A 22,619-nucleotide genomic window follows, 5' to 3' on the forward strand; every position below is an offset into this window, starting at 1 on the left:
AGTTCGAATAGGCGTGGACGATATACCACCGCGCAGTCATTTCACGACCTCTCCGTAAACCGCCGAATTAATGCCCGAGACCCAGGATCCACTCGATCGCATAGCCCATCAGAATATCGGCAGCGAAGAAGAACAGCATCGCGATCACCGCGAACACCAGGACCATCACGGTCGAGATCATGGTTTCGCGCCGCGAAGGCCATGTCACCTTGGCCGTCTCCGCGCGGACCTGCTGGAGAAAGGTGAAGGGATTAGTGGTTTTCGAAGCCATGTGCCGCCTGTTTTCAAGACCCGTTGGCCGGGCCTCCTGGATGATCCCGCTGGCCGGGACGTGCCGCCTGGGCTCTATGCGGCGCGAATCAGCGCCGCTATTTCACCCACGCAAATCAGACGCGTAAAGCCGGCTTCCCAGCTCCACGCGTCGCGTGTCTGTCTTGTCTACATAAAACCGATTCTTAATCCACGCAAGTGGCAAGGTCCGCTTTATGCCCTAGCGCCGCCTCGGAACCATCCAGTCGTCCCGTCCCGGCTATGCGGGGCTTATGCCCCAATTTTCCCCATATGGCAAGCCACCCGCCGATTTTCAACCGCGGAGGCTTCGATCGGCCACTTTCGAGGAGATGGCACGGGCAGCAGGGCTCGAACCTACGACCTGCGGTTTTGGAGACCGCCGCTCTACCAACTGAGCTATGCCCGTGCATGCGCTGTTCGGCGCAGGCGCTTCCTAAAAGCTTCCGGGCACTCTGTAAAGAGCACTCCGATGCCGTTTTGGAGGCTTTGTCAGAAATCTGGATGCAGATAGGCCGGCAATCGATCGCGGGCGCGCAGGCGCTTACGATTTCCCGGCCGGCGGCTTATAAGGTCCGCCCGGCACACCCCAGCCCCAGGCCGGCATCGGCTCGGTCTCGGGATCGCAGGTCTCGCCCAGATTCGAGTTCATCTTCGCCAGCCGCGATCCCCACTCGACATAACCCATGAAGGCGGAGCGGAATTCGGGGTCGTCCGGCAGGCCGATCTCATCCGCAGCATCGGCAAGGAGATTGATCCAGCGGCGCCGCTGTTCCTCGGTCAGGTGCTTGCCAAGGTGATGCATCACCATCTCGCGATGGCCGCCATGCTTCTCGCTGTAGGTCTTCGGCCCGCCAAAGACCTCGCCGATGAAGGCGGCGACATGCGCCGGGTGATCCGGCGACATGTGTTCGAACACCGGACCGACGATCGGATCCGCAGCCACCTTGTCATAAAAGGTCCGGGTCAGCCGGTTCAGCGCCTCGCTGCCGCCGGCCCATTCATATAAAGTCGGGATGTCCTCGCGCATCGCCGCTCCTCCACTGTGCATGCAGCACCGGCAGGATAGCGGCAGCGCCCTGCCCGGCTCAACCTGCCTCAATGGCCAGTGCGCGCTATCTCCTTGTTTACGCAATTCCGGACGGAAAACCGTAAACACTCTTCCTGGAATCGCTCTACAGCTTCGCTGGCGCCTTCGCCTCGGCATCGGTGGCCGGAAGGCCCCGGCAATTCTCCGGCCTGGGCGCGGATCTGCAAATGGTGGCGCCGGTCAGCGCGTCCACCGACTGCGGCCCGGTCGTCAGTCCGAACGTCTTCAGCTCGTCCCGGCTGAGTTCCCTGTGCTTGGCATATTCGGCCGACTGCATGGCGGCGAAAAAGCCCGAGCCGATCCCCATCTCGTCAAGATACGCCCTGACCTTGTCTTCCATACCCATGGAATGCACCAGGAAACGCGCATCGGCGCCCACTAGGCGCCGGACGCCGCCGGCGATCATCACCGCGCAAGCCGCGTCGCATTCGGCGCCTGCATCGATGGTGAGGCCGGTATGGAGGCCGTCGGGTGCGACGCACCCCGCCGCGCCCGGATCGCAATCGAGAAAATCCGTTCGCGCGACCGCAACATCCAGCTTGCGCTCACGGATCAGCCGGCCCGCGGCAAGTGCCGCCTGCACGTCGCCGCCGGGCGAGTTGATTATGACAGGCAACCGGCGCTCCCGGATCGTATCGAGCAGTTGGCGCAGCTCGTCGGCGGTGCCTGCCGCGATCGTGCCTTCCGCCGAAATCCATTCCGGACAGTCGGGATTGCAAAGCGGATTGCTGCCGCGAACAACAACGAAGCGCATCTCCTGTTCGTGGGCCTGCTGCGCTGGCGCGGGAACCGGGGCAGTGGGAACCGGAGCAATGGGAGAAGGCTCGGCCCCAAGTGCCGCGACCGCAGCCGGCGCGGCGTTCGCCGGGATCTCGCGACAATTCGTCGGCGCCGGCTGACGCCGGCAAATGGTGCCCTCGGTCAGCAAATCGAGAGAATCGGGGCTGGTGACGAGCTTCATCTCCAGCATGTCGTCGGGCTCGATCTGCCTGATGTCGCTGGCAGGCGTCACCTTCATCACGCTGAGCACGCCCTGCTCGACGCCCATCTCCTTCAGATAGGCCGACAGCCGCTTCTCGACCGCCTTGCTCATCTCATAGGTCTTGTAGCTGCCGGCATTCCTGCGACTGACAACCCTGGTGCTGATGATCTTCTTCTTGCCGTTCACGATACGATAGGTCGTGCGGTAGAGCAGCTTCTCGCGCTGGTAGGTGGTCGTGATCTGATGGACACCGAGATAGGCCCATTCGCCGACCACGCGGCGGATGCCGCCGGCAAACATCAGCGGACAGGCCGAATTGCACATCRCGCCGCTGTCGTGGGCGACGCCCAAATAGGGCTGGCCCTTGGCGTCATTGTCACGGCAATTCTTCATCCCCGGCGAGCARCCGGAAAACTCGGTGATGCCGACCGCGATATCGAGCTTGTTCTTGCGGACCATGCGGCCAAGCTGCAGCGAGGCATCGACATTGCCGCCGGGTGAATTGACGACGATCGGCAATTGCCGCCCGCCGAGCGTCTTCAGCAGGCGTTTCAGCAGCGCCGGCGTGCCGGCCTCGATCGTGCCTTCGGCGGAAATCCATTCCGGGCAGTTCGGCTCGCAGCCCGGCGCGCTGCTGCGCACGACGACGAAGCGCATCGTCGGGCCGTAGTCCGGCGGCGTTTCCTTCGCGGCGGCACTGAGGGCGGCCAGCCCTGCGGCAGCGGCCAATCCCAGCCGAAGCAACCCGCGCCAACACCGTATGGTCTTTGAACGGAATGTCGAAACCACGTCTGGCAACCCCAAGAATACAACCCATACTAGTTGGGGCGACGATGCTTGCAACAGAATTGGAAAGGGCGAGCAATACAGCCTCCAAAGCGAAAGGGCGGCCCGAAGGCCGCCCTTTCCTTGTCGAACCGGCAAGTGCCGGATCGATTATTCCTTGATGGTGACGACGATGCCGGCACCGACGGTGCGGCCGCCTTCACGGATGGCGAAGCGCAGCTTCTCTTCCATCGCGATCGGCACGATCAGCTCGACGTCGACGGTGATGTTGTCGCCGGGCATCACCATCTCGGTGCCGGCCGGCAGCGTCACGATGCCCGTCACGTCGGTCGTGCGGAAGTAGAACTGCGGACGGTAGTTGGTGAAGAACGGCGTGTGACGGCCGCCCTCGTCCTTGGTCAGGATGTAGGCTTCGGCCACGAACTTCTTGTGCGGCTTCACCGAACCCGGCTTGGCCAGAACCTGGCCGCGCTCGACACCCTCGCGGTCGATGCCGCGCAAGAGCGCGCCGATGTTGTCGCCGGCCTGACCCTGGTCGAGCAGCTTGCGGAACATTTCAACGCCCGTGCAGGTCGTCTTGGCGGTCGGACGGATGCCGACGATCTCCAGTTCCTCGCCGACCTTGACCACGCCGCGCTCGACGCGGCCGGTCACCACCGTGCCGCGGCCCGAGATCGAGAACACGTCCTCGATCGGCATCAGGAACGGCTTGTCCAGCGGACGAACAGGCGTCGGGATGTAGGCGTCGACCTGAGCCATCAGCTCACGGATGGCGTCCTCGCCGATGGTCTTGTTGGAATCCTCCAGCGCCGCCAGCGCCGAACCCTTGACGATCGGAATGTCGTCGCCGGGGAACTCGTTCTTCGACAGAAGCTCGCGAACCTCGAGCTCGACCAGCTCGAGCAGCTCGGCGTCGTCGACCTGGTCGACCTTGTTCAAGAACACAACGATCGAGGGCACGCCGACCTGGCGGGCAAGCAGGATGTGCTCGCGGGTCTGCGGCATCGGGCCGTCGGCGGCCGACACGACCAGGATCGCGCCGTCCATCTGCGCGGCACCCGTGATCATGTTCTTCACATAGTCGGCGTGGCCGGGGCAGTCGACATGGGCGTAGTGACGGTTGGCCGTCTCATACTCGACATGCGCCGTCGAGATCGTGATGCCGCGTGCCTTCTCTTCCGGGGCCGCGTCGATCTGGTCATAGCGCTTGTATTCGCCAAAATACTTCGTGATCGCCGCCGTCAGCGACGTCTTGCCATGATCGACGTGACCGATCGTGCCAATGTTCACATGCGGCTTGGTGCGCTCGAATTTACCTTTTGCCATAGTCTCTTTCCTTGGACGGCCTTGACCTTCAGTTCAGTCGAATGCGGGGCGATTAGCGACAACGGCCGAAAAACACAAGTGCCTTGTGGCTGAGCGGATTCCCGCTCGACCCGAACCAACGGTCGATTTCAGGGAGATGTGGAGCGGATATAKGGCTGCCGTGGGTAAAATCAAAGGCGCTGAGCTGGCCCATTGCCGCCGCGACGCCGCTCTGATCTTGTCGGCCGCATGCAGTTCATTCCATCCCATATCCGCGGCCCGCTGTTCATGATCGTCTCGACGGGATCCTATCTCGTCAACGACACGCTGATGAAGCTCGCGACCACCKGGCTGCCGCCGTACGAAGTGCTCTTGCTGCGGGGCGCTGCCGCGACGCTGTGGGGCGTGCCGCTGCTTCTGATGCTTGGCTATGCCAGGCAGATCCCGCTGCTCTTCGAGCGCAAGGTGCTGCGCCGCAACCTGTTCGAGCTCTTGGCGATCCTCTGCTACGTCGTTGCCCTGGCGAACATGCAGATCGCGGATTCCACCGCGCTCGGGCAGATCACGCCGCTCATCGTGCTGGTCGGCTCCGCGATGCTGTTCGGCGAAAAGATCGGCGCCACGCGCATGGCGCTGATCGGCCTTGGCTTTGTCGGAGCGCTGATGGTGGCGCAGCCGACCATGCAGGGCATTTCGGTCTACGCGCTGCTGGCGCTCGGCAATGCCGCCTTCGCGGCGGTGCGCGATATAGCCGGCCGCAAAGTGGGCGCCGAGGTGCCGGGCATGATCGTCGCCATCTCCGCGGTCGTGGTGGTGCTGGCCGGTTCAGGCGCGGCGCATCTGGCGACGGAGCAATGGGTGATGCCTCAGGGGCGCCATCTGTTGCTGATCGCCGGCGCGGGCCTGTTCCTGATCTTCGGCCATTTCTTCATCTTCATGGCGTACCGGGTCGGGCCGACAAGCGCGGTCGCGCCCTTCTACTACTGCTTCACGGTCTGGGCGGTCATTTCGGGCCTGCTGGTGTTCGGACAGTTTCCCAACGCGCTCGCCGTCTGCGGCATCCTTTTGGTGATGGCCAGCGGCCTGGCGATCGTCTCGCTCGACGAAAGAAAGCGCCGGTTGGCGATGGTCGCCTAGCCGTTACCGCATCGCCCCGGCGCGCTTACCTTTCTTTTCAGCGGGCGCTGCGCCAAGAAATCGATGAAGTTGCGCAGCGTTCGYGGATAGACGAGGCGGCCGTCGCGCAGCGCCGTGGGATCGCCGTTGACATGCAGCGTCGAGGTTTCGGCGGGGTCGCCATCAGGGATGCCGCCCCATCTCGCTGGATCGTAATAATCGACCAGAAAGCCATAGTCATAGCGGCAGAAGCGCATGGCTTTCGACAGAGCGGCCGGTGACAGATCCGACGGACTGACCTTTTTTCGGCTCGCCTGCAAGCGGGGCATGCCGACTGTTTTGCCGCTGACGGAGGACAGGAAAACCGCGACCTTGTCCATCTCCTCGAACCTGAAGACATGCTCGAACAGGAACAGGCTGGAGCCGACGAAATGGCGCGGCGAGGCGACGTGGAACCGGATCTCCCATGAGCATGCGCTGTATTTCTCGACATTCAGGATAAAAGTATCGGGATCCGGATCGAGCGGCAGCCCGAAGCTCGCGAGCATTTCGGCCTTTGCCGAGGGTCGGGTCAGGACGTTGGTGTCCACTATCCTGCTGGAATAGGCGGATAAAAGCCGCTCAAGCGGATCGCGGACGATGGTGAACTTGCCACCCATCCCATCATAGACCGGCGCGAAAGGATCGACCCAGCTTGTCGCCAGGTGGCTGTGGACCTCGTTGTCGGGGTCCGCGGCAAGCGCGGCGTGTTTATCGCCGAGCGCCATGAGCGCGTATTTGACGCTGCTGGTGCCGCTTTTCGGGATTGGATAATAGGTAACGGCAAGCCCTTCGATCTGCACCGCCATTGCCGAACTGCCCCGCCCCGACGATCCAAAGCAAACCAGCCGGCCACGGCGCGCTCCGCGCGGCCGGCCCTCGAAAGTCCATCGGCGGCAGTCCTTCGGCTGCCGCGCATTGGTTCCTTACAGCGTGCRCTTGCCGGAAATCTGGTGATAGGCCCACAGCACGACGACCGAGCCGATGACGGCCACGATCAGGCTCCAGATGTTGAGGCCGGTGACACCCGAGGCGCCGAAGGCGCTGAAGATGACGCCGCCGACAATGGCGCCGACGATGCCGAGCACGATATCCATGATCATGCCCTGGCCGGTCTTGTTGACGATCTTGCTGCCGATGAAGCCGGCGACGATGCCGAGAATGATCCAGCTGATAATGCCCATAATTCCCTCCAAATTTCCCCGCCGGCCCATCATGTTCATATGATTGTCAAAAGCTCAAGACAGCTTGAAATTCCGCCCGTTTGCGCCATTGTGGGGCCGGGCGGACTTGGCTGGATAAGGAGATCCGTTATGGGCCTTTTTGACAACGCCGTTCCGGGCGGCAACATCACCAAACCCCTGATGATCGCGCTCGGCGCGCTTTTGGTCGGCAAGATGCTGAGCGGCAGAAGCGAGGAAGCGGCCGCGCCGCAAGCGCCGGCGCCGACGCCCGCGGGAACCGATGCGTCGGCCGATGGCGGCCTGCTCGGCGGCCTYGGCGGCCTGCTCGACAAGCTGAAGGACGCCGGTCACGGCAACGTCGCCGATTCCTGGGTCGGCACCGGCCAGAACCAGCCGATCAACCCGGGTGATCTCGGCTCGGCGCTCGGGCCGGCGGTGATCCGCGAGATCGCGCAGCGCACCGGCCTCAACGAGCAGGAACTGCTGCAGCAGCTCTCCACGGCGCTGCCCGGCATCATCGACAAGCTGACGCCGAACGGCCAGGTGCCGCAAAACCATCAGGTCGCTTCGGCTTTCAACAGCTAACAGCTAAACGGCTGGATGAAAGGAAGACGCTGCGCGCCACGGTGCGCGGCGTTTTCTTTGGAGCATGCGAAGAAGAAATCTGGAGCGGGTAGCGGGAATCGAACCCGCATATTCAGCTTGGAAGGCTGCTGCTCTACCACTGAGCTATACCCGCGCCTTGCACTGAAGTACCGGATTCACCCGAAAAGCGCCATGCACTTTCGGTCCGAGACTCTTGTTCGTTCAGGGCTTCCGGGCCGGCAGTGGTGGAGAGGGTTGGATTCGAACCAACGTAGGCTAAGCCAACGGATTTACAGTCCGTCCCCTTTAACCACTCGGGCACCTCTCCAGTCTGCCGCCGGAGCCATGCAACGAGGCATTTCTGCCGATCCGGAGCCCGAGTAAGATCTTCTCCGAAATCAGCGAAGCGCCTTATGGCGGCAAGGCCGGTAGGTGTCAACCGGCGCGGCGAGGGTTTTTCGAGGATGTCCGGCATTCATTGCCGCAAGCCGTATCCTTAGCCGGTCGGGACCGCTATAGAGGCCGCATGAGCGACGAGAAAAGCAACAAGCCCGGCACGCGCAAGGACACCCACTACGCGAAGCTGAGGCGCRCGCACCGCGACCAGAAGGCGGGCGGCGCGCCGGCATTCCGGCCGCGCCAGCCAGTGCCGCCGGGCGAAGCGCCCGGCGACGGGCTGGTGCGGCTTTACGGCCTGCACACGGTGCGGGCCGCGCTCGACAATCCGCGGCGCAAGATCAGGAAGATGCTGGTGACCCGCAACGCGGCGGAGCGGCTGTCGATTCCCGATCTCGCCGCCCTGCCCTTCATGGCCGAACTGGTCGAGCCGAAGGACATCGACAAGATCACCGGATCGGACGCGGTGCACCAGGGCGTGCTGATCGAGGCCGAGCCGCTGAAGCCGAAGCGCCTCGACGCGCTCGGCGACACAAAGCTGGTGCTGGTGCTCGACCAGGTGACGGATCCGCACAATGTCGGCGCGATCCTGCGCTCCGCGGTTGCCTTCGGCGCCGGCGCGCTGATCACCACGGCGCGCCACAGCCCGCAGGACTCGGGCGTGCTGGCGAAATCCGCGTCCGGCGYGCTGGAGCATATCGACCAGATCGAGGTGAAGAACCTCGCCGATGCGCTAGGGCAGTTGCACGAGGCCGGCTTCCAGACCATCGGGCTCGATTCGGAAGGACCGGCGGAGCTCGAGAAGACCTTCGACGGCGAGAAAATCGCGCTCGTGCTGGGCGCGGAAGGCAAGGGCCTGCGGCAGAAGACCCGCGAGACGGTGACCGCGCTGGCACGGCTCGATATGCCAGGCGCTATCCACTCGCTCAACGTGTCGAACGCGGCGGCGGTCAGCCTTTACGCTGCGAACGCATTCCTGAAGCGCAGCTGAGCGCGGGTCGACGATAGCTTCGAAGCGAAAAACGGGCTCCCGCGGCGAAACGCAGGAACCCGTTCTCTGATAGGAAAAGAGCAGGCGGCGTGGGAACGTTGAGCCGCCGTCTCCTAACCTAAGCCGCCTTGCCTTCGGCTTGCGCCTCCCCGCTGACCTCATGCGCCGCCATCCGCTCCAGCGCCCTGACCAGCGCCGAGTGATCCTCCTTGCCGCCGCCATTAGCGGCGCAGGAATTGAAGAGTTGCTGCGTGGTCGAGGTGTTGGGGAGGGACACGCCGAGCGCCTTCGCGCCTTCCAGCGCCAGGTTGAGATCCTTCTGATGCAGCTCGATGCGGAAGCCCGGGGCGAAGGTGCGCTTGATCATGCGCTCGCCATGCACTTCGAGGATGCGCGAGGCGGCGAGCCCGCCCATCAGCGCCTGCCTGACTTTTGCAGGATCGGCGCCGGCCTTCGAGGCGAAAACCAGGGCTTCGCCGACCGCTTCGATGGTGAGGGCGACAACGATCTGGTTGGCGACCTTGGTGGTCTGGCCGACGCCGTTCGGGCCGACCAGGGTGATGTTCTTGCCCATCTTCTCGAAGATCGGCCTGGCGCGCTCGAACGCCTTTTCCTCGCCGCCGACCATGATGGTGAGCGACGCCGCCTTGGYGCCGACCTCGCCGCCCGACACCGGCGCGTCGAGATAGCCGCAGCCGAGATCGTTGATCTTTTTGGCGAATTCCTTGGTGGCGATCGGCGAGATCGAGCTCATGTCGATGACGAGCTTGCCCTTGGACAGACCAGAGGCGACGCCGTTCTCGCCGAAGAGAACGTCCGCGACCTGAGGCGTGTCCGGCACCATGGTGATGATGATGTCGGCGGCCTTGGCCACGGCGTCGTTGCCGGTCACCGTCTTCAGCCCCTTGGCGACGAGATCGGCGGGCGCCTTCGATCGATGGTCGCTGGCGACGACMTTGTAGCCGGCGTCGAGAAGATGCCCCGCCATCGGCGCGCCCATGATGCCGAGGCCGATGAAACCGATGGTTTCCATTTTGTATCTCCGTCAATTTATCGAGGTCGCGTTCCTTCGCGCCCCTCTCTGTCCTGCCGGACATCTCCCCCTCTTGGGGGAGATTGGCAGTTCGAGCGCCGGCTCTTAAGCCGCCGCGCTCCCCTGCCCGGCAAACTCCGTGAACCAACCCAATCCGGCCTCCGTGCCGGCCTTCGGCTTGTATTCGGCGCCGATCCAGCCGGCATAGCCGAGGCGGTCGATGTGGTCGTAGAGGAAGGGATAGTTGATCTCGCCCGTCCCCGGCTCGTGACGGCCGGGATTGTCCGCAAGCTGGATATGCGCGATGCGGGGAAGGTTCGCTTCGATGGTACGGGCGAGATCCCCCTCCATGATCTGCATGTGGTAGATGTCGTACTGCAAATAGAGGTTCTTCGAGCCGATGCGGTCGATCAGCGCCAGCGCCTGGTCGGAATAGTTCAGGAAGAAGCCGGGGATGTCACGCGTGTTGATCGGCTCGATCAGCAGCCTGATGCCGGCCTGCTCCAGCTTCTCCGCCGCGAAGGCGAGATTCTCGGCAAAGACGTTTTCCAAAACGACGCGGTCAGCGCCCTGCGGCGCGATGYCGGCCAAGCAGTTGATCTGCTCGCAGCCCAGCGCATGCGCGTAGGTGATCGCCTTGGCGACGCCCTGCCGGAATTCCGGCACCCGGTCCGGCAAGACGGCAATGCCGCGCTCGCCCTTGCCCCAATCGCCGGCCGGCAGGTTGAAGAGAACCTGGCTGAGGCCGTTCTTCTTCAGGCGCGCCGCGACGACGTCCGGCGCATGATCATAGGGGCCGATATATTCGACGCCCTTGAAGCCCACGCGGGCGGCGGCATCGAAACGGTCGAGGAAATCATGCTCGCCGAAGAGCATCGAAAGATTGGCTGAAAAACGCGGCATTCCTTTTTCTCCTTCTTTTTCTGCCTGCCCAGGGTTGCCTAATCCAACATCATGATGGCCGTCGGCGCATCCTCGTTGCGTTCGGCAAGCTCCTCGAACTCGGTGATCTTGTCGATTTCCGTACCCATGGAAATGTTGGTGACGCGCTCGAGGATGAATTCCAGCACGACCGGCACCTGGTGCTCCTTCATCAGCCGCTGCGCTTCCTTGAAGGCGCCGGCGAATTCCTCGGGCTTCTTCACGCGGACCGCCTTGCAGCCCATGGCCTCGGCGACCGCGACATGGTCGACGCCGTAGCCGGCCTCGGGATCGCCGGCACGATTGACGTTCTCGAAGGCCAGGCTCACCTCGTAGTCCATCGAAAAGCCGCGCTGCGCCTGGCGGATGAGGCCGAGATAGGCATTGTTCACGACGACATGGATGTAAGGCAGCTTGTGCTGCGCACCGACGGCCATTTCCTCGATCATGAACTGGAAGTCGTAGTCGCCGGAGAGCGCGACGATATCCCRGTCCGGATCGGCGGCGCGCACGCCGAGCGCTGCCGGCAGCGTCCAGCCGAGCGGGCCGGCCTGACCGCAATTGATCCAGTTACGCGGCTTGTAGACATGCAGGAACTGCGCGCCGGCGATCTGCGACAGGCCGATCGTGGTGACATAGGTGGTGTCGCGGGCAAAGGCCTTGTTCATCTCCTCGTATACGCGCTGCGGCTTCAGCGGCACCTGCTCGAAATGCGTCTTGCGCTTCATGGTCTTCTTGCGCTGCTGGCATTCCTTGGCCCAGCCCGACCAGTCACGCAGCTTGCCGGCCGTGCGCCATTCGGTGGCGACATCGAGCAGGATCTTCAGAGCGGCGCCCGCATCCGAGACCACGCCGAGATCCGGCGCGAAGACGCGGCCTATCTGAGTGGGCTCGATGTCGACATGGATGAATTTTTTCCCCTTCGTGTACACATCGACCGAGCCGGTGTGGCGGTTGGCCCAGCGGTTGCCGATGCCGAAGACGAAGTCGGCGGCAAGCATCGTCGCATTGCCATAGCGGTGCGAGGTCTGCAGGCCGCACATGCCCGCCATCAGCCGGTGGTCGTCGGGGATCGAACCCCAGCCCATCAGCGTCGGGATGACCGGCACACCGGTGACTTCGGCGAACTCGATCAGCAAATCGGAAGCGTCTGCATTGATAATGCCCCCGCCGGCGACGATCAGCGGCCTTTCCGCCTCGTTGAGCATCGCCAGCGCCTTCTCGGCCTGGGCGCGCGTCATTGCCGGTTTGAACGGAGCCAACGGTTCATAGGCGTCGATGTCGAACTCGATCTCCGCAAGCTGGACGTCGATGGGCAGGTCGACGAGCACCGGACCCGGGCGCGAGGAGCGCATCAGGTGGAACGCCTTCTGTAGCGCCATCGGAACCAGATAGGGCTCCATGACGGTGACCGCCCATTTGGCGACGGGCGAGGCGATCGAAGCGATGTCGACGGCCTGGAAATCCTCCTTGTTGAGGCGCGCGCGCGGCGCTTGTCCGGTGATGCAGAGGATCGGGATCGAATCCGCCGAGGCCGAATAAAGGCCGGTGATCATATCGGTGCCGGCCGGGCCGGACGTGCCGATGCAGAGCCCGATATTGCCGGCCTTGGCCCGCGTGTAGCCTTCGGCCATATGCGAGGCCCCCTCGACATGGCGGGCGAGCACATGGCGGATGGTGCCGCGCGCCTTCAGCGCCGAATAGAGCGGGTTAATTGCCGCGCCCGGCACGCCGAAGGCATTGGTGATGCCTTCCTTTTCGAGAACGAGAACCGCCGCGTCGACAGCGCGCATCCTGGCCATGACAAGCCTCCATTTCGTTGGTTGGCTTGATAGTGCCAGCGCGCCTTTGATTTTTCAATTTTTTCAGAATATTTTTTCATTTCTAGAAAATGGCTTTTATCCACTGATTTCACTTCACTTTTCGTTTTCCAGAAAAACTATCGCAGCAACGACTGAAAAAGTTTTTCATTGCATCCGGCATCAGATCGGCGAGAATGACGGGCATGGAAACGACGGAAAAACGCCAACGCGGCCGGCCGCGCGCCTTCAATGGTCCGTCCGAAGCGGCGTCGGTGCAGTCGCTCGACCGGGCGCTGCGGATCCTGGCCATCGTCGCCGAGGCCAGCGGCCTGTCGCTGAGTGAAATCGCGGCGCAAAGCGGCATTGCCGCGTCCACCGCCTATCGCATGCTGACGACGCTGGAGAACCACGGCATGGTCGAGTTCGATACGACCGACCAGCTCTGGTCCGTCGGCGTCGAGACCTACCGCATGGGTGCGGCCTTCCTGCGCCGGCGCAAGCTGGTCGACCGCGCGCGCATCGTCATGCAGGAACTGATGGAGAAGACCGGCGAGACGGCCAATCTCGGCTTCGCCGAGGACGATTGCGTCGTCTTTGTCAGCCAGGTCGAGACGCACCAGGCGATCCGCGCCTTCTTCCGGCCGGGTACGCGCAGCCCCTTCCATGCATCCGGTATCGGCAAGGCCGTCCTGGCGCATCTCGAGCCGGAACGGGTCGCCGCCATCCTGCGCAAGGCGGGCCTGCAGCGCTACACCGACAAGACGCTCTCAGATATCTCTGCGCTCGCCCACGATCTGGCGACCATCAAGCATCGCGGCTGGTCGGTGGACGACGAGGAACGCCATCCCGGCATGCGCTGCGTGGCCGCCGCCATCTTCAACGAATATGGCGAGCCGATCGGCGGCGTTTCGGTGTCCGGCCCGACGGTTCGGGTCACGCCCGAGCGACTGGCCGAGATCGGTCCGCTGGTGCGCGAGGCCGCGGTCGAGGTGACGAAGATGATCGGCGGCGTGAAAGCTTATTAGGACGCGCCCGGCAACGCGCTCTTGGCCGATATGTCGAAGAAATCGAGCAGGATGGCCAGTCCGACGCCACAGGCCGCCAAGATGAGGCCGGCGATGAATATCCGACTGGCGCGGTCATGAATGCTCCGCTGCAGGGATTTGATGTCGAGCAGAATGGCAAGCGCCCGGATCTGCAGTGCAATGCCGACCAGGATCGGCAGCACGGCAATCAGATGGTAGGTCTGCCATGGGATCGGGTTGRCCGCCCAATGGGTGATGAAGCCTAGCGAAAACGCAAGCAGGATGCCGACGATGGTGATGGTGCCGTTGCGGAAAACCGGTTCGACCCGTTCTTCCCTGGGATCCTGCTCGTTCATGCCACCCTCCCCTCGTTTGGCGCGGAAGCCAGCCTAAACGCTTGCAAAATCGCTGTACATCGCTGGTTGCCTGGCGAAGGCCGACCGGGGCATAGGCAGGCCGAACGCCGGACTTGACCGTCTTGCCGGGGCGTTGGCATGCGTGCGAAAGGGCACGGGATGCGGAAAACAGTTTTCCTCCTATCCGTCGCTTCCCTTTGCGGCTGCGTGGCGGCGGCACCGGCGCCGGTCGAGCCGATCGCTGCACCCAGCGGCAACCCGCGCGTCGATCCCATTCCGATTTCACTGGCCCTGGAGGAGATCATCACCGCCGGCGTCCGCCAGCATCTGAAGAACCCCATTGCCGCAAAGTTCGGATCGATGCTTGCCGGAGAGCGCACATTGGACAGTCGCCACGAGATCGTGGTGTGCGGCTATGTGGACGACAAGGGCTCTCCCGGCGGCACCGAGCCTTTCATCGGCAAGATCTATCCCGATGCCGGAAACAACTTCGAACTCGTCGCGATAAACGACGTTTCGGTCAGCGGCGCCTGTAAGGCGGCGGGATTGGCGATGCCGGAGGCGAAGTCCGCTTCCAATTAACCCATCTGGCGAATCCGCTAACGGTCAAACGCAAGAAAAGGGGCCGCGTGCAGCCCCTCTTTCCTGTCGTTGATCTTGCTCCCTCCTAGAGCCTGCAATAGCGCGGGCCGTCGTAGCTCATATAGGTGTCGGTGCGCTCGTCGTAGCTGGCATAGCGCGCATAGCAGCGGCGGACGTGGATCGAGTCGTAGCCATCGTCCTCGACATAGACGGTTCGGGGCTGCTGGGCGAGCAGGCTGCCGAGAACGAAGCCGCCGACGCCGGCTGCGATGCCGATGCCGAGTTCGCGGTGATGATGGCCGTGGGCGGCCGAAGGTTGGACGGTGCCGGCCAGCGTGGCGGCGGCGACGGTGGTGGCGATGAGGCCGGAAACGATGGTGCGCTTGAACATGACGATCTCCTGTTTCAATGGAGAGGCGAACCATCCGCCTCTTGATCATGGGTCGCCGCCAGTCGGAAAATGGTTCGAAGTTTTTTTTGAAATTTTTCGTCGACGATTCTTCGGGCTTTTCCCCCGCCTCCGGCTGCTGGTCGCCCGGAACGAAAAAAGGGCGGCCCGAGAGCCGCCCTTCGAAGGCAAATGGTCTTCTCGTCAGAGGAAGATGATCACCTTGCCGTGGTGGTGATGCTTGTGATGATGGTTGTGCCACCACCAGAAGTTCTTGTGATGCTTGTGGTGATGATGATGGTGGTGGTTGCCGTGAGCCGAGGACGTTTCGACCGTGGCGGCCAGCGCGCCGGTGGCGACGAAGACGGCGACGAGGCCTGAGGTAAGGGTACGCTTCAACATGATGATCTCCTGGATCCTTGATCGAGGCGACCATTCGCCTCTCGGGAGATCAGTCGTGGCGAAGCGGCAAAAGGTTCGAAGGTTTGAGGGATTAGGCAGTAGGGAATAGGCAGTAGGGAGATTGAAGTTTTACCACTGCCTACTGCCTAATCCCCACTCACTCTTTTCACCCCATCCCCGTGACATGCCTCAACCAGAAGGCCAGCACGATGAAGCCGACGAAAGTGGCGACGCCGGTCCAGTCGATATTGGCCTTCTTCAGATCGCTGACGACCTTCACCAGCAGAAGCCAGGTCACGACGATGAGCGGCAGGATGATGACGAATCTGATCATGCGGCACCCCGTTCGATGCGATTGCACCTGAACAGCATGTAGGAAGCGGCGCTCCGCTTTTCAGCATGCCGGCCAAGCCACGGCGTCCATTAGCGAACCGAAACGGAGTTTTGTCTTTACTGGCGCACGAAATATGCTACCGGAGCGCCGTGCCCTTGTAGCTCAGCTGGTAGAGCAGCGGTTTTGTAAACCGAAGGTCGCGGGTTCGATCCCTGCCGGGGGCACCATCCTTCTGAATGTAAGTCCCTGTTTTACAGTCATAATCTGACATGCTCTCAATCGTGATTATCAGCCAGCGGCACGTGTACCGGGCGATTGTGTAAGGATATGTGCAAGAGAAAGACGCTCTGTTGCGGTGTTTTCGCACGAATCCGACCGTTCTTTCAGGGCACGTGGCGCACCTCACAGCGTGCCACAAGGCCAGCCACGTCGATCAGATACGCGGAAAAGGACCCCCACTGTTAAGCAAGGTTGCCAGGGCTACGATGATCTGCTGCATCACACAGGGCTTGGCGATCATGATGCTGTTGGGGACCCCCATGGATGCCCAGTCGACCGCGCCGTCACCGCTCATATAAATCACGGGAAGGTCTGGACTGACTCTTCTACGTGGCGCGCGACATCCCATTCCGTGGGCCCGTTGCCCAGCCTGATATCCGACACCAGGGCCACGATGCCTTGGGTTATCGTCGAAGCATGCCATGGCGTCCATCCCCGCGCATACTGGAAGCCGATAGATTAGCGCTTCGCTGCGTCGCTGTCAGCTTCGGCGCGAGTAAGAAACGTCGCCGCGACCTGAGCAAGATTGTTCTTCAGCCACTCCGCCATGGCTTCCTCCTCGCGCAGGTTCTGCTCGCACACGCGTGCGATCTCGGCTTCACCCAGTTCATTGGCCGCCGCTATCAGGATCGCATACGAAGCTATCTCCATATGCTCGAAGGTGTAGCTGGCAAGAGAGCCTTTCATCACTTCGTCGCCGGCGAAGACACCACTGATCGATTGCGCCATCGCCGCCAGCTTGCCGCCAGCATCCTTGAGGGTTGAGGAACCCTCGTCCAAACCATCGAGACAGACTTGCAAGCGCCGAGCCTGTTCCTTGGTTTCGTCGAGGTGGATTCGTATACGCTCGCTAAGATCCGGGTAACTGTCGAGCCGGCTCAGTTGCCCGGAGAGCATCGTCTCGGCTTGCTCTTCCATGGCGTGAGCGTCCCTCAGCCACTGGATAAGCCATTCGCGTGACTCAGGCATTGCAGTCTCTCCTTTTTCGTCGCCGGCCCCGAACAACAGAACCTGCTGTTTGTTCCCCAAGGCCGCCCAGAACGCCGGCGGGGCGAAGACCGGCGTTAGAGGCCGGACGCGCCTTGGCCCTAAAGCGGAACGGACGGCAAAGGATGCTGTTCGGGTTCCCTAAGCTTCCGTGCTTCAATGACGAGAACCACGACATCCTCGCCGTGCAATTTGATCAGCGCGCGTACCTGGTCTTCCGTGATGCCATTCACGCCTGCAAAGTAGCCGACTTCATAGGCTTCATCCGCCGAAACACGGTTCGGATTGCGAAAAACATGCTCGGCACTGTCGTCTGCCATTGAGCTTACCGGGACTTCGCCTTCGATGTTTTCTTCCTGGCAGCCGCTTCCGCCTGCGCCGGAGCCTCGTTGATGTTGGCGGCTCCGCCCATATCCCCATTCTTGGTCCGTCCGGCCCCAGGACCGGCGCCTATGTCCGCGCCTGTAGTCGGGTCGGAAGCGGGATCCGAAAGCGTCCGCTCGCCCATCTTGGCGACCACTTTCATGTCCTTGGCCGCCAGCTTGACCGTTGCCGTCCCGTCGCCGCCATCCGCCGGCATAACTTCCTCCAGATCGTCCACGCGATCCCATTCATCTCCCGAGTTCCACGGCCCGTTGGTATCCCCTTCGCCCTGGGAGGTGTTGACGTACATGCTCGCAAATTTCTCAACGCCGGGGAGCTTGCCGGTCGGGAAGTTGTGCTCGATGGCGTACAGCGCTTTCTCGAATGATTTTTGATGCGCGATCTCGCGCGTCATCAAAAAGCCGAGCGCGTCCTTAACGCCCGGATCGTCGGTGATGTTGATCAGCCGCTCGTAGACGATCTTGGCACGCGCCTCGGCCGCAATGTTCGAGCGCAGGTCGACGGTAGGCTCGCCGCGCGAATCGACATAGGCGGCAGTCCAGGACACGCCGGCGGAATCGCACAATGCGGGCGCGCCGCCGAACAAGATCGATTCCTTGGCTGTCGTGCCGCTGGCACCGACCATCAGATAGAGCTCGGCTTCCTTCATCTGCCCCTCGGCCAGCTGTGCCTTAAGACCTTTGTTGAGCATTGTGACGATCGAACCGACCACTTCGAGGTGGCTGAGTTCTTCGGTGGCGATATCGAGCAACATGTCTTTGCGGCCCATATCGTCCTCGCCCAGGCCTTGCGTGAAATAGCGCATCGCGGCGGCGAGCTCGCCATCGGCGCCGCCAAATTGCTCCATGATCATGCACGCTAAACGCGGGTTCGGCTCGGAAACGCGGACGGTGTACTGCAGTCGCTTGTTGTGCATGAACATTGCAAATTCTCCAGGGTTGGGGCGCCCCCCAAACACCTCCCTAGGAGGAATGTTCCATCACGGCACGTGACTGCTTCGGTGCCTCCCGCGCGGGGCTGCCAAGGAACATTGAAGAACCCGGCGATGTTTTTGCCAATGGCGCTCGCCGATGACATCAGGATGGCGGAACGGCACGTCCGCCATGGCGAGTTGCACATAGCCCGCCAGCATTCACTCATTGCCGGGTTAGAAGCCGCGGGCAAGCCTGCCGATGGAGCGAAGGCGTTCCTGGCATTGCTCGAAGATTTGCAGATGTTGCACCGGGCGCATCTCTCAAGGCTGCTGCGCAGGGCGTCCGGAGGGTGACCGGATTCGCCGCTTTCTAGGCGACGGCGGAAAGACGTGGCTCTTCCGACGCGAGCAGCGTAGGCAAATGCGCACTAGCGGCGAAAGCCGCTCTGGAGTCGAGGTGATGACGTGCTGAATGACCTGTTTGAGAAAAACCGGGCCTGGTCGGAGGAACGCCGCCGCGAAGACCCCCACTATTTCGAACGGCTCTCCAACCTTCAGCGACCGCAATACCTCTGGATCGGCTGTTCGGACAGCAGGGTGCCGGCCAACACGATCACGGGTCTGGAACCGGGAGAGGTCTTCGTCCACCGCAATGTGGCGAACCTTGTTCATCCAAGCGACCTGAACCTGCTGTCGGTGCTCGAGTACGCGATCGACGTGCTGGAGGTGTCACACGTCATCGTCTGCGGCCATTATGGTTGCGGCGGCATCCGGGCCGCGCTGGACGGAGAACGGCACGGCATCATCGACCATTGGCTGCAGCCCATTCGCGATGTTGCCGAGCAGAACAAGGACGAACTCGACCGCGTCCCCGACCTGACGTCACGCCTGAAGGTCGTTTGCGAGATGAGCACGCGCAACCAGGTTGCGCGGCTTGAGCGCACGCCCATCGTGCAGTGGGCTTGGAAGCGCGGCAAGCGCGTGCGGATTCACGGCTGGGTCTACGGATTGACCGATGGATTGATCTCGGACCTTAAATGCAGCGTGCCTCCGCTGAATCCTAAAGGCTGAACCGCAAGTTTCTTGGCCGATCCCGGCGCGATTGGCCTGCACGGATAGTCGTCGGGACGCTGCTAGCCATGCGCGACCTCGAGGTCTCGGTCGTGCATGGCGGCCACTTTCCAAGCTTCGGCGAGGTGCGCTACCGGCAACTCATCGACGAATATGTCGCGGGCAGGCACAAGCCGGGCTGTCACCTGCAAGGTGGTTGAGCGAGCGGAAAAGTTAGGCCTACAGCGCCCTTTGCGGGCAAGGTGTTCCCGTGGCGTCCCCGCAACGGGAAGCCGTCGGCTGCGGCCGCTGGCTCATCTCTTCCGAATGACGCACGAGTTCGGCGAACATCAGCGCGAAACTTCCCATCATCAGGAAGACTATGATCAGACGCGTTACCGGCAATAGACAGGTCTCTCGACTGGCCAGCCCCCGCTAACCCATCCACTGTCGGCTAACATGATCGATCCGGCTTTACGAGTGTTTAAGCCTCGTCTTAACCATTGCGGCCATCACATTCATGTCGCGCCTGTCACGAAGCGCGATTGTCGGGTGGACCGCCGGCCGCCCAGCACCCTTCACAGATACGGGCGGCGCATGCTACGCCGTCCCCGGCGCGGCCCTGCAGACGGTCGCCCTCCGGGAGCCATGAGCAAAGCCGCCAGTCGTTTCGCCTTCGTCTCTTCCGACACTGATGACGCCCGCGCCGCGCGGGAAAGCCTGTCGGCGCGCTATGGGCAGGTGCCCGTCGCGGAGGCCGAGATCATCATTGCGCTCGGCGGCGACGGTTTTCTTTTGCAGACGCTGCGCGAGACGATGAGCACGGGCAAGAAGGTCTACGGCATGAACCGTGGCACCATTGGCTTCCTGATGAACGAATATCGCGCCGGCGGGCTCGAGGAGCGCATCRCCAACGCGGCCTCCGAGACGATCAGGCCGCTGGAAATGGTCGCCGTGACGCATGACGGCGAATCCGTTTCGGCGCCGGCCATCAACGAGGTGGCGCTGTGGCGCCAGTCCTACCAGACCGCGAAGATCCGCATCACTGTCGACGGCCAGGTGCGGCTGGAGGAGCTGAACTGCGACGGCGTGATGATCGCGACGCCCGCCGGCTCAACCGCCTACAATCTGTCGGCGCACGGGCCGATCCTGCCGCTCGACGCGCCGCTGCTGGCGCTGACGCCGGTCAGCCCATTCCGGCCGCGCCGCTGGCGGGGCGCGCTGCTCTCCAACAAGGCGACGGTGCGCTTCGACATCCTGGAAGCCGAAAAGCGCCCGGTGAACGCCGCCGCCGACCATACCGAGGTCAAGGCGGTGGCCTCCGTCACCGTGCGGGAATCGCCGACAGCGACTGCAACTTTACTGTTCGATCCGAACCATTCCTGGAACGAACGTATCCTTGCAGAGCAGTTCCGCTACTGAGCCGGCGAAACGAGATTGTTTCGATTAAGCATCGCGATTAAGGTTACGTCTTCACAATCACCGCGATTCCCGGCTGTTTCTGTTGACAAATCGCGGACTTGCGCCTAACTGCAACCGCAATCTTGCAGGTGCGCGGCGCCTGCCGCAGCGCGCGTTGCGATTTCCCGAACCAGCCAAAGACATCAAACACTTGTCCTCAGACACCACGACCGCTCAAGAAGCGTTGACCTTTTCGGACCTCGGCCTGTCGCCGAAAGTCCTCTCCGCAGTCTCAGATGCCGGCTACACCAAGCCGACTCCGATCCAGGCCGGCGCCATCCCGCATGCGTTGCTCGGCAAGGACGTGCTGGGCATCGCCCAGACCGGAACCGGCAAGACCGCTTCCTTCGTGCTGCCGATGCTGACGCGGCTGGAAAAGGGCCGGGCGCGAGCCCGCATGCCCCGCACGCTGATCCTCGAGCCGACGCGCGAGCTGGCGGCTCAGGTTGAGGAAAACTTCATCAAATACGGCAAGAACCACAAGCTCAACATCGCGCTTCTGATCGGCGGCGTCTCGTTCGACGAACAGGACAAGAAGCTCGAGCGCGGCGCCGACGTGCTGATCGCGACGCCCGGCCGCCTGCTCGACCATCGCGAGCGCGGCAAGCTTCTGCTCAACGGCGTGGAGATCCTCGTCATCGACGAGGCCGACCGCATGCTCGACATGGGTTTCATTCCCGACATCGAGCGCATTTGCGAGATGATCCCGTTCACGCGCCAGACGCTGTTCTTCTCGGCGACGATGCCCCCGGAGATCACCAAGCTCACCGAGAAATTCCWGCATGCGCCGGTGCGCGTCGAGGTCTCGAAGGCTGCGTCCACCGCGACCARCATCACRCAGCGCCTGGTGAAGTCCGGCACGAAGCCATGGGAAAAGCGCGAGACGCTGCGCAATCTGATCAAGGCCGAAGACGCCGACCTGAAGAACGCCATCATCTTCTGCAACCGCAAGGTCGAGGTGTCGGAACTGTTCCGCTCGCTGCTGAAGCATGATTTCGATGCCGGCGCCCTGCATGGCGACATGGACCAGCGCGCGCGCATGCAGATGCTCAACAATTTCCGCGACGGCAAGCTGCGCTATCTCGTCGCCTCCGACGTCGCCGCGCGTGGCCTCGACATCCCCGATGTCAGCCACGTCTTCAACTACGACGTGCCGATTCATGCCGAGGACTATGTCCACCGCATCGGCCGCACCGGCCGCGCCGGACGCGCGGGCAAGTCCTTCACCATCGCCACGCGCGCCGACACCAAATATGTCGACGCCATCGAGAGGCTGATCGGCACCAAGATCGAATGGCATGACGGCGACCTGTCGACCGTGACCGAAAGCGAGGGCGAGGATGCGCCGCGCCGTGGCCGCGGCGCGCCGCGCCGGGCCGGCCGCAAGGACGAGGACCGCAAGGACGATCGCAAAGAACGCGGCGAGCGCAAGAAGGACCGTCACGCCAAGCGCGACGAGACACCCGAGGCCGCGCGCGACGAGCAGCCTGTCGCCGAAGTGGCCGATATTGCCGAACGCCGCGCCCGCAAAGATGCGATCCGTTCCGAGAACGAGCGCAAGGGCTCCGGCAATCGTCACGAGCAGCGCGGCGATGCCCGGCCGCAGCGCGACCGCCCCGGCCGCCACCGTCAGGAGGAAGACGACGCGACCGTCGGCTTTGGCGACGACGTGCCGGCCTTCATGCGGATCGTCGCGAAGGTCTGAAGCTTCCGCCAGTCCAGGCAGAAATGAAAACGGCCCCGTCCGGGGCCGTTTCCTTTTAAGCTGTCTTGCCCGCCCTGCCCTACATCGGTCCCGGCATCATCTTGGTAGGCTTCTCCAGCATCGGGAAATCGGCCTTGTTGCACGTCACCTTCGGGTTGGTCGGGGTGAACATGCCGTTCGGATTGTCCCTGAACAGCCAGGCATGCAGGTCGTAGTGGACGAATTCCCTTGGAAT

At 62.7% G+C, this 22,619-nt stretch carries 25 protein-coding genes, 4 tRNA genes and 1 pseudogene; 11 read left to right on the forward strand and 19 right to left on the reverse strand.

The window, feature by feature from the left end:
• Positions 1-67: 67 nt before the first annotated feature.
• The 5 genes from secE to tuf form a co-directional block, all read right to left on the reverse strand.
• The gene (gene secE, locus LCM4576_RS02040) at positions 68-271 is read right to left on the reverse strand and encodes a preprotein translocase subunit SecE (protein ID WP_027170383.1); all 204 of its coding nucleotides are present in this window, start codon (positions 269-271) and stop codon (positions 68-70) included.
• A gap of 350 nt (positions 272-621) precedes the next feature.
• Positions 622-697 (reverse strand) — tRNA-Trp (locus tag LCM4576_RS02045).
• Between the two features lie 135 nt (positions 698-832).
• Positions 833-1,318, reverse strand: coding sequence for a group II truncated hemoglobin (locus tag LCM4576_RS02050; protein ID WP_040983065.1), 486 nt, complete (start codon positions 1,316-1,318; stop codon positions 833-835).
• Positions 1,319-1,463: 145 nt separating this feature from the next.
• The gene (locus LCM4576_RS02055; RefSeq protein WP_071030195.1) at positions 1,464-3,017 is read right to left on the reverse strand and encodes a hypothetical protein; all 1,554 of its coding nucleotides are present in this window, start codon (positions 3,015-3,017) and stop codon (positions 1,464-1,466) included.
• Positions 3,018-3,296: 279 nt separating this feature from the next.
• A complete protein-coding gene (gene tuf, locus LCM4576_RS02060; RefSeq protein WP_040983039.1) occupies positions 3,297-4,472 on the reverse strand; it encodes an elongation factor Tu in 1,176 nt (391 codons plus the stop codon).
• A 228-nt stretch (positions 4,473-4,700) separates the two neighbouring features.
• Between tuf and LCM4576_RS02065 the strand changes: the two genes are divergently transcribed.
• Complete coding sequence (locus tag LCM4576_RS02065; RefSeq protein ID WP_071030197.1) at positions 4,701-5,588, forward strand: DMT family transporter; 888 nt, start codon at positions 4,701-4,703, stop codon at positions 5,586-5,588.
• Here the strand turns inward: LCM4576_RS02065 and LCM4576_RS02070 are convergent.
• Entirely contained in the window at positions 5,585-6,415 is an 831-nt protein-coding gene (locus LCM4576_RS02070) for a sulfotransferase family 2 domain-containing protein (RefSeq protein WP_071030167.1), read from the reverse strand. The genes LCM4576_RS02065 and LCM4576_RS02070 overlap by 4 nt on opposite strands.
• 117 nt (positions 6,416-6,532) lie before the next feature.
• Entirely contained in the window at positions 6,533-6,790 is a 258-nt protein-coding gene (locus tag LCM4576_RS02075; RefSeq protein ID WP_071030169.1) for a GlsB/YeaQ/YmgE family stress response membrane protein, read from the reverse strand.
• A gap of 129 nt (positions 6,791-6,919) precedes the next feature.
• Between LCM4576_RS02075 and LCM4576_RS02080 the strand changes: the two genes are divergently transcribed.
• Complete coding sequence (locus tag LCM4576_RS02080; RefSeq protein ID WP_071030171.1) at positions 6,920-7,375, forward strand: YidB family protein; 456 nt, start codon at positions 6,920-6,922, stop codon at positions 7,373-7,375.
• Positions 7,376-7,455: 80 nt separating this feature from the next.
• Here LCM4576_RS02080 and LCM4576_RS02085 read toward each other — a convergent pair.
• A tRNA-Gly gene (locus LCM4576_RS02085) sits at positions 7,456-7,529 on the reverse strand.
• A gap of 89 nt (positions 7,530-7,618) precedes the next feature.
• Positions 7,619-7,703: transfer RNA gene (locus LCM4576_RS02090), tRNA-Tyr, on the reverse strand.
• A gap of 198 nt (positions 7,704-7,901) precedes the next feature.
• Here LCM4576_RS02090 and LCM4576_RS02095 point away from each other — a divergent pair.
• Positions 7,902-8,762 carry an RNA methyltransferase gene (locus tag LCM4576_RS02095; protein ID WP_071030173.1) on the forward strand — a complete coding sequence of 287 codons (861 nt, stop codon included), beginning with the start codon at positions 7,902-7,904 and terminating at the stop codon, positions 8,760-8,762.
• Positions 8,763-8,880: 118 nt separating this feature from the next.
• Here LCM4576_RS02095 and LCM4576_RS02100 read toward each other — a convergent pair whose 3' ends face one another.
• The 3 genes from LCM4576_RS02100 to gcl all read right to left on the reverse strand — a co-directional run bounded on the left by LCM4576_RS02100 (position 8,881) and on the right by gcl (position 12,518).
• Entirely contained in the window at positions 8,881-9,795 is a 915-nt protein-coding gene (locus LCM4576_RS02100) for a 2-hydroxy-3-oxopropionate reductase (protein ID WP_071030176.1), read from the reverse strand.
• A 105-nt stretch (positions 9,796-9,900) separates the two neighbouring features.
• On the reverse strand, positions 9,901-10,698 hold the full coding sequence (gene otnI, locus LCM4576_RS02105; RefSeq protein WP_071030178.1) for a 2-oxo-tetronate isomerase: 798 nt from the start codon (positions 10,696-10,698) through the stop codon (positions 9,901-9,903).
• A gap of 38 nt (positions 10,699-10,736) precedes the next feature.
• Positions 10,737-12,518 carry a glyoxylate carboligase gene (gcl, locus tag LCM4576_RS02110; RefSeq protein ID WP_071030180.1) on the reverse strand — a complete coding sequence of 594 codons (1,782 nt, stop codon included), beginning with the start codon at positions 12,516-12,518 and terminating at the stop codon, positions 10,737-10,739.
• A 203-nt stretch (positions 12,519-12,721) separates the two neighbouring features.
• Between gcl and bhcR the strand changes: the two genes are divergently transcribed.
• On the forward strand, positions 12,722-13,543 hold the full coding sequence (gene bhcR, locus LCM4576_RS02115) for an HTH-type transcriptional regulator BhcR (protein WP_071030200.1): 822 nt from the start codon (positions 12,722-12,724) through the stop codon (positions 13,541-13,543).
• Here the strand turns inward: bhcR and LCM4576_RS02120 are convergent.
• On the reverse strand, positions 13,540-13,899 hold the full coding sequence (locus LCM4576_RS02120; protein WP_071030183.1) for a hypothetical protein: 360 nt from the start codon (positions 13,897-13,899) through the stop codon (positions 13,540-13,542). The genes bhcR and LCM4576_RS02120 overlap by 4 nt on opposite strands.
• Positions 13,900-14,058: 159 nt before the next feature.
• On the opposite strand from LCM4576_RS02120, the gene LCM4576_RS02125 reads away from it, so the two are divergent.
• A complete protein-coding gene (locus LCM4576_RS02125; RefSeq protein ID WP_071030185.1) occupies positions 14,059-14,481 on the forward strand; it encodes a hypothetical protein in 423 nt (140 codons plus the stop codon).
• 85 nt (positions 14,482-14,566) lie between these two features.
• Here LCM4576_RS02125 and LCM4576_RS02130 read toward each other — a convergent pair whose 3' ends face one another.
• From LCM4576_RS02130 to LCM4576_RS35560, 3 genes are all read right to left on the reverse strand, one after another.
• On the reverse strand, positions 14,567-14,872 hold the full coding sequence (locus tag LCM4576_RS02130) for a BA14K family protein (protein WP_041010643.1): 306 nt from the start codon (positions 14,870-14,872) through the stop codon (positions 14,567-14,569).
• 201 nt (positions 14,873-15,073) lie between these two features.
• Positions 15,074-15,271, reverse strand: a complete 198-nt coding sequence (locus LCM4576_RS02135) for a hypothetical protein (RefSeq protein WP_041010644.1) — start codon at positions 15,269-15,271, stop codon at positions 15,074-15,076.
• A 166-nt stretch (positions 15,272-15,437) separates the two neighbouring features.
• Positions 15,438-15,605: a hypothetical protein gene (locus LCM4576_RS35560; RefSeq protein WP_095767587.1), complete on the reverse strand. Its 168-nt coding sequence runs from the start codon at positions 15,603-15,605 to the stop codon at positions 15,438-15,440.
• Positions 15,606-15,756: 151 nt separating this feature from the next.
• Here LCM4576_RS35560 and LCM4576_RS02140 point away from each other — a divergent pair.
• A tRNA-Thr gene (locus LCM4576_RS02140) sits at positions 15,757-15,832 on the forward strand.
• Positions 15,833-16,343: 511 nt separating this feature from the next.
• On the opposite strand, the gene LCM4576_RS02145 is transcribed toward LCM4576_RS02140, so the two are convergent.
• The 3 genes from LCM4576_RS02145 to LCM4576_RS02155 all read right to left on the reverse strand — a co-directional run bounded on the left by LCM4576_RS02145 (position 16,344) and on the right by LCM4576_RS02155 (position 18,177).
• On the reverse strand, positions 16,344-16,853 hold the full coding sequence (locus LCM4576_RS02145) for a ferritin-like domain-containing protein (protein ID WP_071030202.1): 510 nt from the start codon (positions 16,851-16,853) through the stop codon (positions 16,344-16,346).
• Positions 16,854-16,972: 119 nt separating this feature from the next.
• Complete coding sequence (locus LCM4576_RS02150) at positions 16,973-17,191, reverse strand: DUF3606 domain-containing protein (RefSeq protein ID WP_052457751.1); 219 nt, start codon at positions 17,189-17,191, stop codon at positions 16,973-16,975.
• Between the two features lie 5 nt (positions 17,192-17,196).
• Positions 17,197-18,177 (reverse strand): manganese catalase family protein, encoded by a 981-nt coding sequence (locus tag LCM4576_RS02155; protein WP_071030187.1) that lies wholly within the window; start codon positions 18,175-18,177, stop codon positions 17,197-17,199.
• Positions 18,178-18,285: 108 nt separating this feature from the next.
• On the opposite strand from LCM4576_RS02155, the gene LCM4576_RS02160 reads away from it, so the two are divergent.
• The 5 genes and pseudogenes from LCM4576_RS02160 (at position 18,286) to LCM4576_RS02175 (ending at position 22,384) form a co-directional block, all read left to right on the forward strand.
• The gene (locus LCM4576_RS02160; protein WP_131803206.1) at positions 18,286-18,522 is read left to right on the forward strand and encodes a hypothetical protein; all 237 of its coding nucleotides are present in this window, start codon (positions 18,286-18,288) and stop codon (positions 18,520-18,522) included.
• Positions 18,523-18,633: 111 nt separating this feature from the next.
• Positions 18,634-19,239: a carbonic anhydrase gene (locus tag LCM4576_RS02165; RefSeq protein ID WP_071030189.1), complete on the forward strand. Its 606-nt coding sequence runs from the start codon at positions 18,634-18,636 to the stop codon at positions 19,237-19,239.
• Between the two features lie 50 nt (positions 19,240-19,289).
• Positions 19,290-19,439 (forward strand): annotated as a pseudogene (locus LCM4576_RS34405) (MBL fold metallo-hydrolase); the annotation flags it as partial.
• 427 nt (positions 19,440-19,866) lie between these two features.
• Positions 19,867-20,640, forward strand: a complete 774-nt coding sequence (locus tag LCM4576_RS02170) for an NAD kinase (RefSeq protein WP_071030191.1) — start codon at positions 19,867-19,869, stop codon at positions 20,638-20,640.
• Positions 20,641-20,830: 190 nt separating this feature from the next.
• Complete coding sequence (locus tag LCM4576_RS02175; protein WP_071030193.1) at positions 20,831-22,384, forward strand: DEAD/DEAH box helicase; 1,554 nt, start codon at positions 20,831-20,833, stop codon at positions 22,382-22,384.
• Positions 22,385-22,619: the final 235 nt, after the last annotated feature.

This window comes from Mesorhizobium sp. LCM 4576, assembly GCF_001854815.1.
GTDB classification, from domain to species: Bacteria; Pseudomonadota; Alphaproteobacteria; order Rhizobiales; family Rhizobiaceae; genus Mesorhizobium; species Mesorhizobium plurifarium.

Excerpts from the sequence above, each read along its gene's own strand:
- secE (WP_027170383.1), bottom strand. The coding sequence starts at position 271 with ATGGCTTCGAAAACCACTAATCCCTTCACCTTTCTCCAGCAGGTCCGC.
- LCM4576_RS02050 (WP_040983065.1), bottom strand. The coding sequence starts at position 1,318 with ATGCGCGAGGACATCCCGACTTTATATGAATGGGCCGGCGGCAGCGAG.
- tuf (WP_040983039.1), bottom strand. The coding sequence starts at position 4,472 with ATGGCAAAAGGTAAATTCGAGCGCACCAAGCCGCATGTGAACATTGGC.
- bhcR (WP_071030200.1), top strand. The coding sequence starts at position 12,722 with ATGGAAACGACGGAAAAACGCCAACGCGGCCGGCCGCGCGCCTTCAAT.
- LCM4576_RS02125 (WP_071030185.1), top strand. The coding sequence starts at position 14,059 with ATGCGGAAAACAGTTTTCCTCCTATCCGTCGCTTCCCTTTGCGGCTGC.
- LCM4576_RS02130 (WP_041010643.1), bottom strand. The coding sequence starts at position 14,872 with ATGTTCAAGCGCACCATCGTTTCCGGCCTCATCGCCACCACCGTCGCC.
- LCM4576_RS02135 (WP_041010644.1), bottom strand. The coding sequence starts at position 15,271 with ATGTTGAAGCGTACCCTTACCTCAGGCCTCGTCGCCGTCTTCGTCGCC.
- LCM4576_RS35560 (WP_095767587.1), bottom strand. The coding sequence starts at position 15,605 with ATGATCAGATTCGTCATCATCCTGCCGCTCATCGTCGTGACCTGGCTT.
- LCM4576_RS02145 (WP_071030202.1), bottom strand. The coding sequence starts at position 16,853 with ATGCCTGAGTCACGCGAATGGCTTATCCAGTGGCTGAGGGACGCTCAC.
- LCM4576_RS02150 (WP_052457751.1), bottom strand. The coding sequence starts at position 17,191 with ATGGCAGACGACAGTGCCGAGCATGTTTTTCGCAATCCGAACCGTGTT.
- LCM4576_RS02155 (WP_071030187.1), bottom strand. The coding sequence starts at position 18,177 with ATGTTCATGCACAACAAGCGACTGCAGTACACCGTCCGCGTTTCCGAG.